Below are 16492 nucleotides of genomic sequence, written 5' to 3'. Positions count from 1 at the left end.
GGTTCTCAGTGGCAATCAACAGTAATACGCGCTCAAAGGCTTCTATCGGACCATTGCGGACGGCCACGTTTTTAGAGCATTATCAAAGCAGCTTGGGGTAGCTGGTGACAAAATTGCGTAGAAAACTCTTTGGCCGAGGATGGGAGCTTAGCGTCTTTGAGGATGACATTGGCTTGGTTCTCTCGCTCCCGGTCGATTCAGGCTTTTTGACACATAGCTTTGAATTTTACATCAAGAAGCCCGATCTCGATGCCCTTCAGGGCAGTCAACTGCGGCACAAGGTATTGGAATTCATTCTGCATGAGCGCCTTCAATGTAGAATGAATGAAGGAGCCCTTCGGAGCGTTGAAGAAGAAATAGGCCCAGTGATCCAGGCAGTTCTGCATGGAAATATAGGTCAACTTATTGAGGCGGTATCAGCCTCTCCGAATTCAGAGTTTATTCGGTATCGACTGAACGGGGCCGGATTAACCCTGGACTGAACGGCAGCAAAATTGACGCACCGTTGCCCGTCCTCGTCATGGCTCCCGCCCTCGACACTGCAAAAACCATCTTGGTCAAGGTGCGAGCGAAACAACGCTCTGATGTCCATTGTCAATGTTTTGGCCACGAGGAATTATACGCCTCAAAGAACGTCCGGGCACGATGATCGCGTATGGGTGGAGGCGGAACTCAAGGACGTCGGTGATCAAGCTCTGATGCGCGGGTTGGATACCGCATTCCCGATTGTGCGTCCGGGGCTGTCTCTATCTTACTGCGGGCGTCGGTCAAATGCCGGCCACAAAGCGTCTGACGGGTGTTCCCCTGCCGTTGTCCCGCCTCCGCCCATGCGCGAGATTCAAGTTCGAAGCGGCGATCTACGATCTGATCGACTGCGCCTCCCTTGCAACGGCCCACATGAAGCCAGTCAGCTCGCGGGCGATCGCCGTACAAACTACTGTCGTTCGCTTTCCTCGTCCGGCTAACGTGCGATAACGAGCCGTCAACCGACTCTGAGCCTTCCAGGCGATCTCCCGCACTTTCGGCGGCGCTTCCTCCAGGCGGTATAGCTTCTTCGCGCCGACCTTCGGCGGATGGCGATAAGTCCACGCGCTCTCGACCAGCATGTGCCGAACCCGACCGTTGCCGGCCTTGGTGATCCCACCCCGTCTGACCGTCTCACCCGTTGATCGCTCACCAGGGACCAGGCCGAGATAGCTCATCAGTTGGCGAGGGCTCTCAAATCGGCTCACGTCGCCGACCTCCGTGGCGAATGTCACGGCGACGATCAGATCGACCCCACGCAGGGTCTGCAGTGCTCGGACGACCGGCGCGAGAGACCAATTCGGGACGAATTCCTCGATGACCTTCTCCAGTCGTTCGACGCGCTCCTTCGAGACACGTACCGCCTCGACCATTTCCTGCAGCGCGATCTGATGCACCGGATGATCAAACTGTTGCTCCTGCAGCCAGCGCAGGTATCGCATCGTCCAGCCCTTCCTGCGTGGGTAGATACGACTATGTTTGAGCATGAAGGCACTTATCTGTTGCCGGTGAACCCGTAATGTCTCGACCGCAGCAGACCGGGCGCGAACGAGATCTCGTATGGCCTCATGGCCTTCATCAGGAACCCACACCGCCGTGAGCTCGCCGGCCCTCAATAGCCGGGCGAGCGCGAGCGCATCTCGACGGTTCGTCTTGACCCTGTCTCCTGGTTTCCTTGGGATCAATGATGGAGCGACTACCATACATTCATGGCCAAGCGACTGGATCAGCCGATGGAGACCGTAACCCGTTGGGCCGGCCTCGTAGCAGAAATGCACCCGATCAAACTTTGCGGCGATCCGCTGGATAATCCGGCGCATGCTCGCATCCGATGCCTCAACGTCACCCCAGAAGCGGGCCTCTCCCTCCCGGCCGGATTCAGCGACAGCAATCGCATTCTTCAACTTGGCGACGTCGATTCCAACAAAACCTTCTCTATAATCTGACACGGCTCGTCCTCCTGTGATGAGGATCGGCTCGGCCTGTCCAAGCAACCCTCGGAAGACCAGTGTAGGGCGAGCCACCTCAGCCACGAAGATGGACATATGGTCTTACGTTTGATGCATTCGGTACTCAATATGGTGCCGTGGTCTTAGCGGAGGTCGACAATTTGGTGCAGCTAAAAGACTTCAGCGATAACGACCCGTTTGTGCAGCATGGCGTTTTTCAAGAGGTCACCCTTTGCCAATGGTCGGCGACGATAGATAATCGGTAGTGTGATAAACTGCGTTCTTTTTGGTTCGGAGAATGCTTACGGGAGCTACGCTTATATTCACACTGCCGTTAGACGCCTCTACGTCGGAATCGAAACAAAAGCTGATTGATCACGCCTCTGCTAGCATCTAAGAGCGGACTCGATCGATTCCTTCAGCTCCCGTCCCCCGAATGGTTTGAAGAGGCAGATCCCCGCCGATCTCGCTTCTGAAATGATGGCTTCCTGAGCGTGCCCGGTCATGAAGACAACGGGGATGGCAATTGACCGGCGTATCAGTTCCGCGTTCAGCTCTACCCCATTCATTCCAGGCATCGAAATATCCAGTACTAAGCAATCCGTCTGCAACAGCGAGGAAGAAGCTAGAAAGTCGTAGGCTGACGCATATGACGTTGGGGAAAACCCCAAAACCTCCAAAAGATCGGTCAATGATTCCCGCACCGATAGATCGTCGTCGATGATCGCGATGGTTGGTGGGGAGTGCATTTCGATATTTTCCCCAATCAAGAGCTACGGACTGGCAACGATCCTTTAGCTTCATTACTGGGTCGCACGCCATTCCAATTGCTGACACGTTTGAGAGTGAAAGAAAAGGTCGTGCCTCCACCTGAATTTGCTGTCGCCCAGATCTGCCCTCCGAGGCTGTCTATGATTGCTTTGCTAACTGAAAGTCCAACGCCCATACCGTTCGGCTTGGTCGTATAGAAGGCTTCAAACAGTCGTTCAGTGTCTTCGTCATCGATGCCACAACCGTTGTCGGTGATGTCCATTCGCACTTGATCACCGAAGTAAGATCTGGTCGAGATGCTTACGGAACGCTGTCCACCGGGGACGCTCTTAACAGCATCTACTGCATTGAGCAGAATGTTCAACACAACCTGTTGTACCTGAGCCCTATCGCCGGAGGCCAAGGGTAACCCTTCCTCGAATAAGGATCGGAGTAAGACTTCATTAACCTGAAGCTCGTTTCCGGCAAGTGTGAGAACCTCGCGCACGACGTCGTTCAAATCGAAAGCCTCAACCGTCGGGGTAGTGCCGCCGAATAGACCGCGCAAGCGCTTGATGGTCTCGGCCGCGCGGTTTCCATCCCTAAGACTGCGGGCGGCTGTACGCCGTGCGGCATCAAGATTTGGAGGGTCAGAGGCGAGCATGATCTGACAGGCTTCGGCGTTCGCTACAACACCCAGCAATGGCTGACTAACTTCATGCGCGATGGACGCCGCCAGCACCCCTAGAGTGGCGGTGCGCGAAACCTGTGCGAGCTCCGCACTGATGCGCGCGAGCACGTCCTGTGTACGCTGCATTTCACTCACGTCCTGCAGAGAGCCGAGACGCCTGCGGCTCCCTCCTGCATCGTATGCCGTTCGTGTAACAAGACGAACATCTTTAATACTACCGTCATGCAATTGCAGCTTGAATTGGCGATCAATGTCCGTGCCGCATTGCCGAGCGCTGTCGACGAGCTGTTGGAAATCCGGTTGGTCCGCGGGATGAATAAGCTCTTCAATGTGGCGAATGGTTAGTGGGTGGTCGTGCGGAAGGTGACAGATGCGATATATTTCCTCCGAGCATTCAAGTTGGTCGAGATCGTCACTCCAGTAGAAGCTGCCCGTGCGGCTCAGGCGCTGGGCTTCACGCAGCCAAGCCTCGCTTCGCTGGAGTTCCGAGTAAAGTCTCGCGTTGCCGAGCCATATTCCCGCCTGCGAGGCGAGAAAGTCGAGTACCGAAGTCCGATCCTCCGAGAAGACGTCGGACACTATGTTGTTCTCAACATAGAGAAGACCAATCAGACTCGTTGCGTTGAATACAGGTACGCACAGAATCGATCGCGGCTGATTTACCTGAAAATATTCGTCACCAGGATCGAACATTGCCACTGCTGTATCGTGTAGCGCTACTGGAGACTCGGTGCGCATCACATAGTGGAGCACCGACGAGGGAAGCTCAGATCCTGAATGTCGTCTCCTTTCCTGTTGGACTTCTATGTCGGCTTCCCCGGTAGTTGCCGATGCCTCTATGTATAGCTCGCTCCCCGACAGGAGCATCAAAACGCCGCGCTCCGCTCCGGAATTCTGCACAACCAGTTTCATCAGCTTTTCGATCAGGCTGGCGAGTATAATTTCGCTCGATAATACGCGCGAAGCCTTGCCTACCGCATCGATATCCAACGAGGCTACAGGCAAAGCCAGGGAGGCATGTGATTGGGGTAGCGACCCACGGCTTGTCAGGTTGATAAAACGGAAATCAAGTAGCCTTACTTTTGCTACCGCGCCCCACCGAGAAAATGCCTCCCTCGCGCGTCTCAGGTAAGCCTCCGCTGCGATGTCCAACCCGTGGGTGACATAGAACCTGCCTGCGAGCTCGCTGGCAATGGCCTCTACTTGTAGAAATCCTTTCGCCCTGGCACCCCTGATCGCATCCTCGTAGAGTGACTGCGCATCTGTATTGTTGCCCTCCAATTGTGCTATTTCGGCCGCGAGTAGGGCTTCACGGCAGGCAAACGTGACTTCACATCCTTTTGCCCACGCCGCCAGCCGAGCGTGATGCCGGCGGAGGTCGTCGAGATGTTGCTGGCGGCGGCCGACAGGCATGACGTCACGTACCGCTAACGCTGAAGCGTTGAGGCCAGCATAGAATTCGAATTCTGCTTCCTCGATCGAGGATCGCATTGCCCATTTTATGGGCTCGACGCGCAAGGCAGCTTCGCGAGCCGCTGCGAAGTCTTCCATCAGATAGTCTTCGACTAGGCGGAAGACCCAGTGATAGCTGATCATCATCGCGTTGCGAGGTTGCGGATTGCCACATTGGGTGGCCCACGCGTCGACATTGCCCCCTCCTGCGGTCGAAAATCCACGCAGCTTCTTTATGAAGCGAACTTGGCTGAAAAAATTTTCATGCGGTAGGCCCAATTCCACCGTGCGTGCGAAGGCTAGCGAATCTTCCGCCACCTTCTGCACCTCCGGGAGCGGCTTTCCAGACATCAGCTGATGTGTGATATGGTTTCTGGCGTTGTAGGCGGCGAACGCCAAATCCCCCGTTGATGTGCTGATCCGAAATGCTTCCTCGGTGAGGGGATTGCAGTTGGCCAACGGCTTGATCCAAGGTACGGCGAAACCTGCAAAAAGGGCATATACGCGCGCCTTGTATCTTCCTGCACGTCCTCGATCGACGAGCTTTCGCGAGAGTTCGCCGAATTGATACGCAGTTGCGTAGTCACCAAATTGAGCGCCTAGCGCCATGTTCAACGCTGAGAAAGCGACGCTCGAGCTATCGCATAAACCATGCCGTAAAGTCAGAACGGTCATGCGGAGCAGAAGGAATTCCATCAACCGACGATCCACCGCATAGGCCGCAGGGAAGACTTCCGTCATCACGGCCATACAAGAGATGATATGGGGGTCGGTCATTTCCGGAGCGAACACAAGGTCCTTAATCGGGCTTTCGGCCAACAATCGATGAAGCTCCTCGAACTCGCTGACAACATGCGCGTATTCTGGTTTGGGCGGCCACTCGATGCCAGCGTTTCCCAAGAATTCGACGCCAGTCTCCACCGCCTCAGCATTTCGCCCGGTCGTAAAGAATAGCAACACGGTTAGGCACATCACTTCAGCGCGTTCGGCGAAGCCGGTTGTTCCTTGAATAAGCTCCGCAAGTCGCTCTTCGGCCAACGAGAAGTTTCCAGTGACTATATCGCATTCGGCAAGGCCCAATCGAAGTCTGAAGGATAGCGGATAGGGTTCTTCAGTTTCGCAACTTAGGACGGATAGGCCTTTCTCATAGTACGACTGAGCCGACGTATAGGCACTTGCATGTTTCGCTCGTTCGCCGGCTGAGATGAAGACTCGAGCGACCGCTACGCGTTCGCCGTCGGAAATAAGGTCTAGTGCTTTGTCAAAATGACCGGCGATCTCATAAACCCTATCGTCGATCTCATCGACCGTGGCGAGGAGCAGGCGTCCGATCCTCAAATGCTCTTGGCTACGCTTAAAGTTGTCCAACGAGATGTAGGCAGCCATCTGAATTTGGTCGTGTACGAACGACACGAGGCTTGATGACATTCGCATCAAGCCGGCGTCGATTGCAGACCGCAACGTCGACTCCAGGTCGTCAATCCTCATACCGAGAACGAGTTCGGCTGTCTTCACGTCGGTTGCGCTGCCCAGAAGCGATAAAATTCCCAAAGCGCCCTTTGTCCTGCTCGGCAGCTCGTCTAACTGAAGACCAAGGAGTTGGGCCACATTCCGTGTGACGCTTCTGCTGGCGACTTCTGCATCGTCCCACTCCCATTCTGATGTTTCGGCTCGGAAGGTAAGCAAGCTATCCGAGGCGAGTTGTCGAAGAAATTGAAGCGTGAAAAAGGGGTTGCCATCCGTCTTCTCGCTAACGATAGCGGCCAGTCTTTCAACGCGCTCTGGGGCGCAAAAGAATAGATTTGCCAGCAGCTGCTCAAGGTCAGCCCTCGATAACTTATCGAGCCGAATGTCCGTCACACGATGCGACACTTGCCGGACATTGTCGAGCAGAGCGGACAGTGAGTGCGTCGAATCGACTTCGTCATCTCTGTATGCGACGACTAGTAGCGAATGCTTGAGTTCATGCTCCGTTGCGAGCCCTTGTATAAGATCTAAAGTTGCCGGATCGAGCCATTGCAGATCGTCAAAGAAGACAACGAGGGGATGGGCAGCGGTAGCGAAGACCCCCAGGAAGGCTTTAAAAAGGTATCTGAAACGGACAGCAGCAGTAGCAAGCTCAGCTGCCGCGATTGGCGGCTGATCCCCAACTATATGCGCAAGCTCCGGGATAAGATCGACCATCAGTCCCGCGTTGTCTCCCAGAGCCTTGACAAAGTTGGCCCGCCATTCTTGAACTTCCAGTTCGTCTTTCGCCAGCAATTGTCTTACGAGGCCACGAAACGCCTGGACAATTGTGTAGTACGGCGTCTCCCACCTGTTCTGATCAAATTTTCCTTCCGCAAACAGAAAGCCCCGGCCTACCAGCGTTTGCCGTAGGCCAGCTACAAGGGATGACTTCCCGATGCCGGCGGACCCCGTCACGATTACGACTTCGCTATTAGCTCCGGCTGCCACACGCTCTGCGGAGTTCAACAGAAGCTGTTGAGCGACATCGCGTCCGTATAGCGTCGCTTCGTAGCCTGAGCGCCTGAACAGATCGCCCCGCGCGACCGGAAAACGTTCAACTCTTCCTCGGGCGGCCCACTCTGTTACGCAGCGTCTAAGATCACTCTCCACAGCCCCGGCAGATTGATATCGATGGTCCGGATCCTTCTCCATCAACTTGAGCAGGATTGCGTCGAGCTGCTCAGGTAACTCGCGACATCTGAGACTCGGCTTTGGTGGGCGGGTAGTTAGATGTCGGTGCGCCCAATCGAGCGGATCTGAAGCTGAAAATGGCAGGGTTCCGGTGAGCAGTTCGAACAGCGTCATTCCTAAGCTGTAGAGATCGCTTCGTTGATCAGGGCGGCGATTTGTACGACCTGTCTCCTCTGGGGACATATATGCCGGCGTGCCAAATGACGACAATTTGGAATTCGTGGTTCGGCCCGCACGGCCGAAACCCGTAAACGCTACCTCACCGGATGTCGTGACAAAGCAATTCTCCGGCCGAATATCACCATGGATCAATCCAGTCGCGTGGACTAACCGCAGCGCCTCCGCAATGCGGCACGCCATTTCAAGCTTGTGACCGACAAAAGATTTGGTTTCCCATTCTGCCGCATTACAAGCGATGCCAAGCGGAGTGCCGCCTGGATCAACGAGCGCCATGCCGATGTGCTTTTCCCCCATGACGACTTTGGTCGGGCGCAGTATCGCTGTGTTATGGGTAAAGGGCTGAAGTAGGCCAAGCTCGTGAGAGAACTGCTCTCCTCGATAGGGGTCCACATGCGCGGTAATAATGAGAACCGTCTGGCGGTCTGGCGACATTGCCCGATACCATGTGCGGTCAACGTCGGAGTGCAGTTTTATTGCTACGATATCAGGGTGATCAATAAGCTCAGCGGCGATCGATAGGGCAAAGAATTTGCCTGCTTCGACGGTCAGGTCGGACGGCATGCTTGGTTCGGTAGACGACATTTATCGATTATACATGATCCGACCCCCCAAACGGAGGTAAACTAACGTTCTATTGTGTCGGCTTACCTCGGTGACTGGAGGGCGAACGTTATGCACATGATGACTGCACCTCGCGCTCGTCGACATCAATCCAGGCCGAGTTTAGTCGCAGCTGCCATCGATTTTATCGGCTCTTGCTTGAGGCCTTGTCAAAGAAGGGATCGCTGAGACCAGAAAATATAGAGAATTCTTCGGACCGATACCTGAAAACATGATGGCATGAAAGTTTGTGTTCCAGAAGGCGCGACGCTTCCTTGGGAACATACCGCGCGTAACATAAACGCGCGTATAGCTATCCTGACACCGCATCGTACATCACGGTTTGTCCGGCCCGCAGTCTTGAAAGTCGCGCGGGCGCTTAACGACAATCAAAGTGGAAGAAGATGATGACACAGCGGATCAACTACGCGCAGCTCTCGCCCGAGCTTTTCAAGGGCCTGATGGGCTTCAGCATGGAAGTCAAGAAGGGTTCAATCGAACAGTCCATCCTCGATCTGGTCGATATCCGAGCCTCCCAGCTTAATGGGTGCGCATTCTGCCTGGATATGCATTCGAAAGAAGCCAAGATTCATGGCGAACGCGAATTGCGCCTCTACCACCTTGCCACTTGGCGTGAATCCACCCTATTTAGTCCGCGCGAGCGTGCCGCATTGGCATGGACGGAAGCACTGACGAAGCTGCAGGACGGCGGTGTCTCCGACGAACTCTACCTTAGGGTTCTCGGTCAGTTTTCCGAGAAGGAACTCTCTGACCTGACGTTCCAGATCATGGTAATCAACAGCTGGAACCGCGCTAGCGTCGCATTCCGTTCGGTTCCTGGCTCCGCCGACAAGGCATTCGGCCTCGACAAGGCAGGCCTGGCCTAAGTGTTTACCGCATGCGGCCGCGTTGTCGGCCGCATGCGACCTCGTCGATATCGTCCAGTTTTTTGAACGCTAAGTCGAAGAACGGCCGCCTGTCCGACTTCGCAAATTGACTCTACGCTCTCTTAACCGGACGCAAATAGCCGGCGGCGACAAGCCCAAAAAGAGGACGGAACAATGAACGATACCGGGACAACCCAGCCGATCCAGAGTGACGGCGATACGCCCTACAGCAGATACGTCCAGACAGAGGTCCTGCATACGCTTCAGGAGTTCGTCAGCGATAGTCCTGCGGAACCCGCATTTCTCGCCAATGTCCAGATCAGTGAAATCTACTGGGCGCTCATCGTCCGTGAACTGGTAGCGGCGCAGACCGAATTGCGGCACAATCGTATCGCCGCGACAAACCGCATCCTTCGACGCATCGTCAGCCATATGGAAGCGTTTAACGCCAACTGGCGCTCGCTTTCATGGCTCACGCCCGCGGAACTCATGCCCATCCTGAAGGGATTGAGGGCAAAGCACGGCAAAGACACGGCTTTGCAAGGCTGGACGTTTCGCGAAATGACCTTTCTTCTCGGGGTAAAGGACCGCCCGTCACTCGAACACTTCGAACCGCAACCGCGGAGACATCGACAACTGACAGAGCGCTTGAACTCTCCAAGTCTGTACGACGATATCTTGGCTGCGTTAGCGCGCGCTGGAAAGCCAATTCCGCAAGATTACCTGAAGCCCGATTACGCGAAGGCGTACAGTCCAAACAAAGAGATCGAAGCCATCTGGGCGGAAATTTATCGCAGAGATGATCCAGCGGATGAATGGCGGTCGTTGGCCGAGCTGCTTGCCGACATCGCGGTGGAATTCACGAACTGGAAGTATCTCCATCTGATGGCAACGCGCCGCACATTCGGAGCACGGCCTGCCTATCACGATGTCGATGCAATTCAGTGGCTCCTTCCCACTATGGAGGAGATCCCGTTTCCCGAAGTTTGGACTGCTCGAGGCCTTGTGTCCTAGCGCCAGCCCATTCGCTGGCGTCGCTTCCATTCCATTAGCAAGAAATCTCGTTGAGGTCGCTCCGGGATACTGGACACCTCGCACGGCTCGGGGGAACTGTACATGGACCACACGGAATTGAATTCTCTGGTGTCGAATGCGCGCGCTTGCATAGTCGATAGCAAGCGAGCTGGCGTGATGCGTTTCTCTGATGGTACCGAGGAGGGGCGCTTCGTACTTTTCCATGCGGCCATGTCATTCTGCTCGCAAAAAGTGCGAGCGACCCTAGTGCAAAGGGGCGTTTCGTACGAGTCAAACGAGATGTTAATACTTGCCAGCCGAGATCGGGAGGGAAACCTAGTTGCAGCGGAGAACTATGGTGCGGAGTATGTGCGTTTAAGACGCTCAGGCCAGCTATCATGCTGGGGCATGGCGGATAGCTACTCGGGGATTTCTTCGGTTTCGCTCTGCGGATTGGACGCTTGTGCTGTCCCGACGTTGATCGACCTCAAGACAGGTGAAGTGATCGTAGATTCTCTCCGCATTTGCGTTCATATCGACGCGGCATTTGGCGGTTCGGAGCTGTTGATCCCGACGGCCGACCAGGATCGGCAACGAGTATTCCGACAACTCGAGGCCGTCGATGCCACGCCACATCCCGGGATTCTGTATGGATTCCATCCACATGGAGATCGGCGTCCTCAAGCACTTCGCGATGCCATGCGGACCGTTTATGACGAGAAGCTCGAGACATTGGCGATGCTCTCCGCTCGTCATTCCGCCGACCCTGCAGTTGTCGAGGCCTATCGTGCAAAGATTTCGAAAGAGACCGCCGGGCGGGCGGTCCAGCACGATGTAGTCTTTCAGGAAGCAATCCGGAAGGCAACTCGCGAGCGTCTTGTTCAACTCAATCTCGACCTCCAACAAAGCACAACCGATTGGTTATGTTCAAACAGCCTAAGCCTCGCAGATATTTTTTGGGCCGTCAGCTTGGTCAGACTTCGCTACTTAGGCCTCATGGTTCTATGGGAGGACATGCCCCTCGTTGAAGCCTACTATCGGCTTGTTACGTCGTTGCAGTCTGTTCGCGAGGAAGTCATTGGTGCGACAATAGCGTCTATGCCGCCATCAATGTATTTAAGCTCCGAAACGGCCGCGAGTTCTTTCTGATACTTCTGGCCGCCATGATATTAAGTCCGCTAGCCAGTCTGCAAATTGACCCATGGATGTCGCAGGTGGCCGTATACGACCTTCTCGGGCTCGAGCCCGGAAGGATCTTCGAAACAACCCAAACCAATGGCCGTTAGGTCAGGATATGCGTTCGCGATCCAATATACGGTCGTGCCGCACGATGGGCAGAACTTGAATGTTACGTTGTGACCACTATCCCCGGTCCGTGTATACGCCCGTTCTTCGCCTACGCATCGCACATTCTCTGAATTGAAAAAAACCGCAACTCCAAAGGCGGAGCCAGTGCGACGCTGACACGATCGGCAATGACAAAGAGCGGTCATGACGGGCGATCCATTCGTAGTTGTCGCCAGTTCACCGCAGCAGCATGTCGCAAGTCTTTTCATTTCACGTCAACCTCATAGATTTGGTAATTCGTGTTGCTTTTCCGCGTCTCGATCGAGAAGTTGACCTGAAAACGCGCGCGCAACTCGCCCAACCCAGAAGAAAGTGCCCGGCTATAGCCGGGCACTTGCGCTTTAACTGAATTTTGGACAGCTACTGTTGCCGCAAATGCCACTACAGCTTCCTCGATTTGAGGAGGCGATCTCTGATGTGAGTAGCTTGTTTGCGGCCGGAGGCTTCCGATTTTCCTCAATAGTCCCAGAAAACTGGTACCCAGCGAAATGCATCGCCGGCCACCGCGACACGGCCGAGGGAAGGGAAGGGCAGGTGAGTTGCAACGAGGAGTTCGCCGGTTCCTGCGAGCTTGTGGAGAAGATCGATGCGGACACGGGCGGCCTCCTCGGGATCGTGTTCGAAACCGTTGTGCCAATTGGGCTGATCAAAACCGACTGCGAAGATGGCGTCGCCGGCGAAGGTCAGCGCTTCATCTCCGGATGCTACCCGGATGATGGAGTGACCCGGGGTATGCCCGCCAGTCCGGCGAGCAGTAACACCAGGCGCGACTTCAACCTGTTCTGCAAACGGTACCAGGTTGTCCCGATACAGAGAAGCGAATTTCTTGGCGGTCGCCTTCAGTGCGTCCGGAAAACCATCCGGCATCTTCGTTTTGGTAAAGTCCGGCGACTCCCAGAACGCTACCTCAGCGGCGGCAACATGAATACGGAGATTAGGGTGGAGGCGCTCCTTGATTCCCTCGACCAGAAGTCCGCCGACGTGGTCCATATGCATATGAGTCAAGACAATGTCAGTGACGGATGCAAGTTCAATATCGGCATGCTGCAGGCGCTGCAATAGCTGACCTGCGCGCGGCAGGTTAAGGTCGGGGTCGAGACCCAGCCCTGCATCCAGAAGGATTGTCTGCGAACCACTACGCACGACTACCGCATTCAACGGCCAGTCGAACGCATCTGGAGGAAGAAACTGGTCGACCATCCAGTTGGCTCGGACGGTGGGATCGGCGTTGTGACCCATCATCACGGTTGGCAGTGGCAGTACGCCGTCGCTGACAACCATCACGTCGATGTCACCGATCTTAACTGCATATCGCGAGGGAACGAGTTCCTCGGTACCCTTCTTGCCGGTGTGGAACGCACTTTCAGGCGGAACCTGTAGCTGCCGGACGGGTGACGGGTGGTTTGATGGTTGCGACATTTCGCACTCCTTTGTTGTGGACTAATGGTCACCGCTACCGAGCACTGGAATTCGAACCAAACTGCCTCTTGCGTTTGTATTGCAAGGCTCGCCGCGTGACGCTCCAAGAAGCTAGCCTTATGGGACGATGTTGGTAACCAAACTTTAGTTTGGGAGAGATGGGCGGTGCAGCGTTGCTGAGCGTGGTGCCAGGGACGCCACATGCTGACCGTCTACACCGCGGGGAGGGAACTTCTGAGCTAACCCAAACCTGTGTTTAGCTTCAGTCACATCTACCAGTCGCATAGAACTGCACGGCCGCTTTCGGACATTTCCTGCACAGGTACATGCCTCGATTGCCGCATTTGTCTAGCAAAGATCAAAGGAGATCAATATGGAAGCTGAGGTTTCAACACGTCCCCGTGCGCAGTTGGATGAACTGGTTCCGTCTCGCTATGCAGTCAAGGTTGGCGACATAGAAGTCATAGTCATCAGCGACGGCGTGCTTGCTCCGCCCGCAGAGTCAATGGCGACAAACGCTGACACGAAAAGCCTCAATGCGTGGCTCGACGATAGGCTTCTGGCGCACGATACGTTTGGCTGGGCACTCAACGCGGTCGTTGTCAAAACACCCAAGCAGACGATCCTGATCGACAGCGGTCTCGGCGAAGAATATCCGGATTTCCCACGCGCGGGACACCTGATCCAGAGATTGAGGGCAGCTGGTGTCGAGCTGGGTTCGGTAACCGACGTGGTCCTGACGCATATGCATTTTGACCACGTTGGAGGGTTGTTGGCTCACGGAGTAAAGCAGCAGCTTCGGTCAGACTTGCGGGTGCATCTCTCCACACCAGAAGCAAAGTTCTGGGAAAACCCCGATTTCTCCAAGACTGCTATGCCGCCAGCCCTCGCAGATCTCGCTCGCAAAGCATCGCTGGATTTCTTGAAGGAGTATTCGAGCTATCTACATCTTTTTGATCGGGAGGCTGAAGTCGCCGGTGGCGTTACGGTGAGCCTGACGGGGGGTCACACGCCTGGTCACAGTGTGGTCCGTGTGCAATCCGGAAACGACAGATTGATGTTTGGAGGCGACGCAATCTTCCCCGTCTCGTTTGACCATCCAGAATGGCATAATGGTTTCGAGCACGACCCAGAGGAGGCAACCCGAGTTAGGCTGCGCCTCATGGCTGAATTGGCAGCTTCAGGCTCATGGCTCGTGTCTACGCACATGCCATTTCCCTCGGTTGGTCGAGTGGTTGCTGCCGGGGACCTTTATCGGTGGGTCCCGGTTCAATGGGACTATTAAAACGGATATTCGTCACAGACGGTTGAAGTTTCCTTGCTAACCGCGTCACGAACTTAGCCGCAGGATATAATTCCCAGCACGTCGCCGGTCTCTGGCGACGTGACTGACGCGATGTTCAGCGGGAACGTTTGATGTATTTAGTGAGACTATGAAGCGGGTCTCCCGCCGCCTGCAAGATCCTGACGGCTACTTCCAGACGATATGGATATGCCTGTTCTTGCTACATATATCCCAACTTTGAGATTTTCCTCGAAGGGGCGTCTCTTACAGGCAGTTTAAGGGCGACTTGGCGGCAGCCGTTCGTCGGTATATTGGCGGAATCTGTCGAAGAACGGGACAGGCTGTCGGAGTAAGCCGCAGCGCGACGCGCAATAGTATCCGTCAGGGACGAGCCATGAGGGGGCGGCCCAGCAATGCATCTGCTTGGATCTTATCAAGGTGTCTGGGTGACGGGTGGTGCCGAACCAACATAGCTACCTCGATACCTGTGTGATGTCTATGCGACGATCAAACCGCAACATGCCGGTTAATGTTTTTAGGCATGGGCCGCCAGCGAAGCAAAACAAACCTTCGTATATCTCAGATGTTGAACCTGGAGCGCTTACCGTGAGCGCGCCGCTCGTTATCCATGCGGCGCTAAACAGGAGATACGAAATGTTTCGAACCCTCATTTCCGCAGCCATTGCGATGTCTTTGGCCGTACCTGCGCTGGCGGCTGACAAGCCCTATCGCGCGAAGATAACTGTCGTTTTCGATCACGTTCTTCCCAACGTTCCGGGCAAAAGCCTCCGCGGGGTCCTGGTTGAATACGGGCCAGGCGGATCGAACCCGTCGCACACTCATGCCAAGAGCGCCTTTATTTACGCCACCGTACTCGAGGGCCGGATTAAGAGCGCCGTGAACGATGGCAAACCAACAATTTACGGGGCGGGTGAACATTGGATCGAGTCGCCAGGCGATCACCACAAGATCAGTGCCAACGCAAGCGATACGGAACCCGCGAAACTACTGGCCGTTTTTGTCGTCGACACGAAGGAAACGGAACTTACGACTCCGGATAAGTAACTCCGGATGCAGAGCAGCGCCATCATCGCTGCTCTGCCCAGCCATGCGATGGAGTGGAGGCCCGCTCATTATCGGCGTTGGTGGTCTTCTGACTGTGTTAGCTGCCCGGCAATGAGAGACAAACCAAAGTATAGGTGGATTTTCGATGGCTAGTTCATTGATCTCACGACATGCACTGGGAGCGGTGATGCAGTGGTTAATGTAGCGTCCGTTCCCCGGGGCAACTGTACGATCGTCAAATAGATATCGAGGAGTTCAAAATGAAAGTGCTGGTTGTCGGTGGGAGTGGGCTGATTGGCTCGAAAGTTTGTGACATCTTGAAAAAAGCGGGCCACCGTGTGATCCCTGCTTCCCGACGCAACGGGATCGATACGGTGACGGGCGCGGGACTTGCGGAAGGTTTGAAGCAAGTGGACGTCGTAGTCGACGTTCCCAATTCGCCCTCGTTCGAAGAGCGGGATGTCTTCGAATTCTTTACTAAGTCCTCGTCAAATATCACTCGTGAAGCAAGGAACGCCGGAGTTAAAAGCCTCGTATCACTTTCAATCGTGGGTATCGATCGACTGCCGACAAACTCGTACTTTCGCGCTAAGTTAGCACAGGAAGAAATCATCAAGAACTCCGGAGTGCCGTTCACCATTGTCCGAGCCACGCAGTTTTTGGAATTTCTGGACGCGATCGCCTATACGTCTACAGATGGTAACGTAGTGAAAGTTTCCACAGCATATCTCCAGCCGATCGCGGCTGATGATGTAGCGAAATTTGTGAGTGAGGCTGCGCTCTCGGAGCCGCGAAACCAGACAATCGACATTGCAGGACCCGAAGCATTCAGAACTAGCGATATCCTGGGCTCCTACTTGCGGAAGAAGGGAGACCCTAGAGAGGTTGTAGGCGACCCGCAGGCCTCCTACTTCGGTTCGAAGCTGGAGGCCAACTCCCTGATTCCTGTTGGAACGCAGCCAAAATTTGGGTCCATCACTTTTGAAGCGTGGTTGGATGCAGCACTTCGCTGACTATATGACGCCGAAAGTGGTAGCCGACACGCATGACATGCACCCTTGTCGGGATTGTCGCTAGCCTGAGCACGTCACGTCGTCAACGATACTGACACCAAAGGGTCTGCCGCCAG

Annotated in this window: 14 protein-coding genes; 8 read left to right on the top strand and 6 right to left on the bottom strand. The window is 55.0% G+C overall.

Features of this window, described 5'->3' with window-relative positions; all coding sequences use genetic code 11:
- Positions 1-104 precede the first annotated feature (104 nt).
- Positions 105-482 carry a hypothetical protein gene (locus ACYJRZ_RS19560; RefSeq protein WP_152096692.1) on the top strand — a complete coding sequence of 126 codons (378 nt, stop codon included), beginning with the start codon at positions 105-107 and terminating at the stop codon, positions 480-482.
- A gap of 375 nt (positions 483-857) precedes the next feature.
- Here the strand turns inward: ACYJRZ_RS19560 and ACYJRZ_RS19555 are convergent, their stop codons facing one another.
- On the bottom strand, positions 858-1973 hold the full coding sequence (locus ACYJRZ_RS19555; RefSeq protein ID WP_459461674.1) for an IS110 family RNA-guided transposase: 1116 nt from the start codon (positions 1971-1973) through the stop codon (positions 858-860).
- A 137-nt stretch (positions 1974-2110) separates the two neighbouring features.
- Between ACYJRZ_RS19555 and ACYJRZ_RS19550 the strand changes: the two genes are divergently transcribed.
- A complete protein-coding gene (locus ACYJRZ_RS19550; RefSeq protein WP_152096693.1) occupies positions 2111-2239 on the top strand; it encodes a YciI family protein in 129 nt (42 codons plus the stop codon).
- A 120-nt stretch (positions 2240-2359) separates the two neighbouring features.
- Here the strand turns inward: ACYJRZ_RS19550 and ACYJRZ_RS19545 are convergent, their stop codons facing one another.
- Together ACYJRZ_RS19545 and ACYJRZ_RS19540 are read right to left on the bottom strand one after the other, a co-directional pair.
- A complete protein-coding gene (locus tag ACYJRZ_RS19545) occupies positions 2360-2722 on the bottom strand; it encodes a response regulator transcription factor (protein ID WP_152096694.1) in 363 nt (120 codons plus the stop codon).
- A 17-nt stretch (positions 2723-2739) separates the two neighbouring features.
- A complete protein-coding gene (locus ACYJRZ_RS19540; RefSeq protein ID WP_459461671.1) occupies positions 2740-8307 on the bottom strand; it encodes a trifunctional serine/threonine-protein kinase/ATP-binding protein/sensor histidine kinase in 5568 nt (1855 codons plus the stop codon).
- A 446-nt stretch (positions 8308-8753) separates the two neighbouring features.
- On the opposite strand from ACYJRZ_RS19540, the gene ACYJRZ_RS19535 reads away from it, so the two are divergent.
- The 3 genes from ACYJRZ_RS19535 to ACYJRZ_RS19525 all read left to right on the top strand — a co-directional run bounded on the left by ACYJRZ_RS19535 (position 8754) and on the right by ACYJRZ_RS19525 (position 11396).
- Entirely contained in the window at positions 8754-9233 is a 480-nt protein-coding gene (locus ACYJRZ_RS19535) for a carboxymuconolactone decarboxylase family protein (protein WP_113410316.1), read from the top strand.
- A 174-nt stretch (positions 9234-9407) separates the two neighbouring features.
- Positions 9408-10247 (top strand): tryptophan 2,3-dioxygenase, encoded by an 840-nt coding sequence (locus ACYJRZ_RS19530; RefSeq protein WP_113410317.1) that lies wholly within the window; start codon positions 9408-9410, stop codon positions 10245-10247.
- A 102-nt stretch (positions 10248-10349) separates the two neighbouring features.
- Positions 10350-11396: a glutathione S-transferase family protein gene (locus ACYJRZ_RS19525; RefSeq protein WP_459461668.1), complete on the top strand. Its 1047-nt coding sequence runs from the start codon at positions 10350-10352 to the stop codon at positions 11394-11396.
- Positions 11397-11425: 29 nt separating this feature from the next.
- On the opposite strand, the gene ACYJRZ_RS19520 is transcribed toward ACYJRZ_RS19525, so the two are convergent.
- From ACYJRZ_RS19520 to ACYJRZ_RS19510, 3 genes are all read right to left on the bottom strand, one after another.
- A complete protein-coding gene (locus tag ACYJRZ_RS19520) occupies positions 11426-11803 on the bottom strand; it encodes a GFA family protein (RefSeq protein WP_095436695.1) in 378 nt (125 codons plus the stop codon).
- Positions 11800-11976, bottom strand: a complete 177-nt coding sequence (locus ACYJRZ_RS19515) for a hypothetical protein (protein ID WP_459461666.1) — start codon at positions 11974-11976, stop codon at positions 11800-11802. The genes ACYJRZ_RS19520 and ACYJRZ_RS19515 overlap by 4 nt, the downstream gene beginning before the upstream one ends.
- A 74-nt stretch (positions 11977-12050) precedes the next feature.
- Entirely contained in the window at positions 12051-13013 is a 963-nt protein-coding gene (locus tag ACYJRZ_RS19510; RefSeq protein ID WP_095436694.1) for an MBL fold metallo-hydrolase, read from the bottom strand.
- 373 nt (positions 13014-13386) lie between these two features.
- Between ACYJRZ_RS19510 and ACYJRZ_RS19505 the strand changes: the two genes are divergently transcribed.
- The 3 genes from ACYJRZ_RS19505 to ACYJRZ_RS19495 all read left to right on the top strand — a co-directional run bounded on the left by ACYJRZ_RS19505 (position 13387) and on the right by ACYJRZ_RS19495 (position 16376).
- Positions 13387-14298 carry an MBL fold metallo-hydrolase gene (locus ACYJRZ_RS19505; RefSeq protein ID WP_459461664.1) on the top strand — a complete coding sequence of 304 codons (912 nt, stop codon included), beginning with the start codon at positions 13387-13389 and terminating at the stop codon, positions 14296-14298.
- A gap of 654 nt (positions 14299-14952) precedes the next feature.
- On the top strand, positions 14953-15363 hold the full coding sequence (locus ACYJRZ_RS19500; RefSeq protein ID WP_459461662.1) for a cupin domain-containing protein: 411 nt from the start codon (positions 14953-14955) through the stop codon (positions 15361-15363).
- Between the two features lie 260 nt (positions 15364-15623).
- Positions 15624-16376, top strand: a complete 753-nt coding sequence (locus ACYJRZ_RS19495) for an SDR family oxidoreductase (RefSeq protein WP_459461660.1) — start codon at positions 15624-15626, stop codon at positions 16374-16376.
- The last annotated feature ends 116 nt before the right edge of the window (positions 16377-16492 follow it).

Source organism: Rhizobium sp. No.120 (assembly GCF_054558365.1).
Note: the sequence above shows the minus strand (reverse complement) of the source record. Positions and strands in the feature narration are given on the sequence as shown.

Bases quoted from the DNA above. Each gene is read 5' to 3' on its own strand.
- ACYJRZ_RS19545 (WP_152096694.1), bottom strand. From the start codon at position 2,722: ATGCACTCCCCACCAACCATCGCGATCATCGACGACGATCTATCGGTG.
- ACYJRZ_RS19540 (WP_459461671.1), bottom strand. From the start codon at position 8,307: ATGCCGTCCGACCTGACCGTCGAAGCAGGCAAATTCTTTGCCCTATCG.
- ACYJRZ_RS19535 (WP_113410316.1), top strand. From the start codon at position 8,754: ATGACACAGCGGATCAACTACGCGCAGCTCTCGCCCGAGCTTTTCAAG.
- ACYJRZ_RS19530 (WP_113410317.1), top strand. From the start codon at position 9,408: ATGAACGATACCGGGACAACCCAGCCGATCCAGAGTGACGGCGATACG.
- ACYJRZ_RS19525 (WP_459461668.1), top strand. From the start codon at position 10,350: ATGGACCACACGGAATTGAATTCTCTGGTGTCGAATGCGCGCGCTTGC.
- ACYJRZ_RS19520 (WP_095436695.1), bottom strand. From the start codon at position 11,803: ATGAAAAGACTTGCGACATGCTGCTGCGGTGAACTGGCGACAACTACG.
- ACYJRZ_RS19510 (WP_095436694.1), bottom strand. From the start codon at position 13,013: ATGTCGCAACCATCAAACCACCCGTCACCCGTCCGGCAGCTACAGGTT.
- ACYJRZ_RS19505 (WP_459461664.1), top strand. From the start codon at position 13,387: ATGGAAGCTGAGGTTTCAACACGTCCCCGTGCGCAGTTGGATGAACTG.
- ACYJRZ_RS19500 (WP_459461662.1), top strand. From the start codon at position 14,953: ATGTTTCGAACCCTCATTTCCGCAGCCATTGCGATGTCTTTGGCCGTA.
- ACYJRZ_RS19495 (WP_459461660.1), top strand. From the start codon at position 15,624: ATGAAAGTGCTGGTTGTCGGTGGGAGTGGGCTGATTGGCTCGAAAGTT.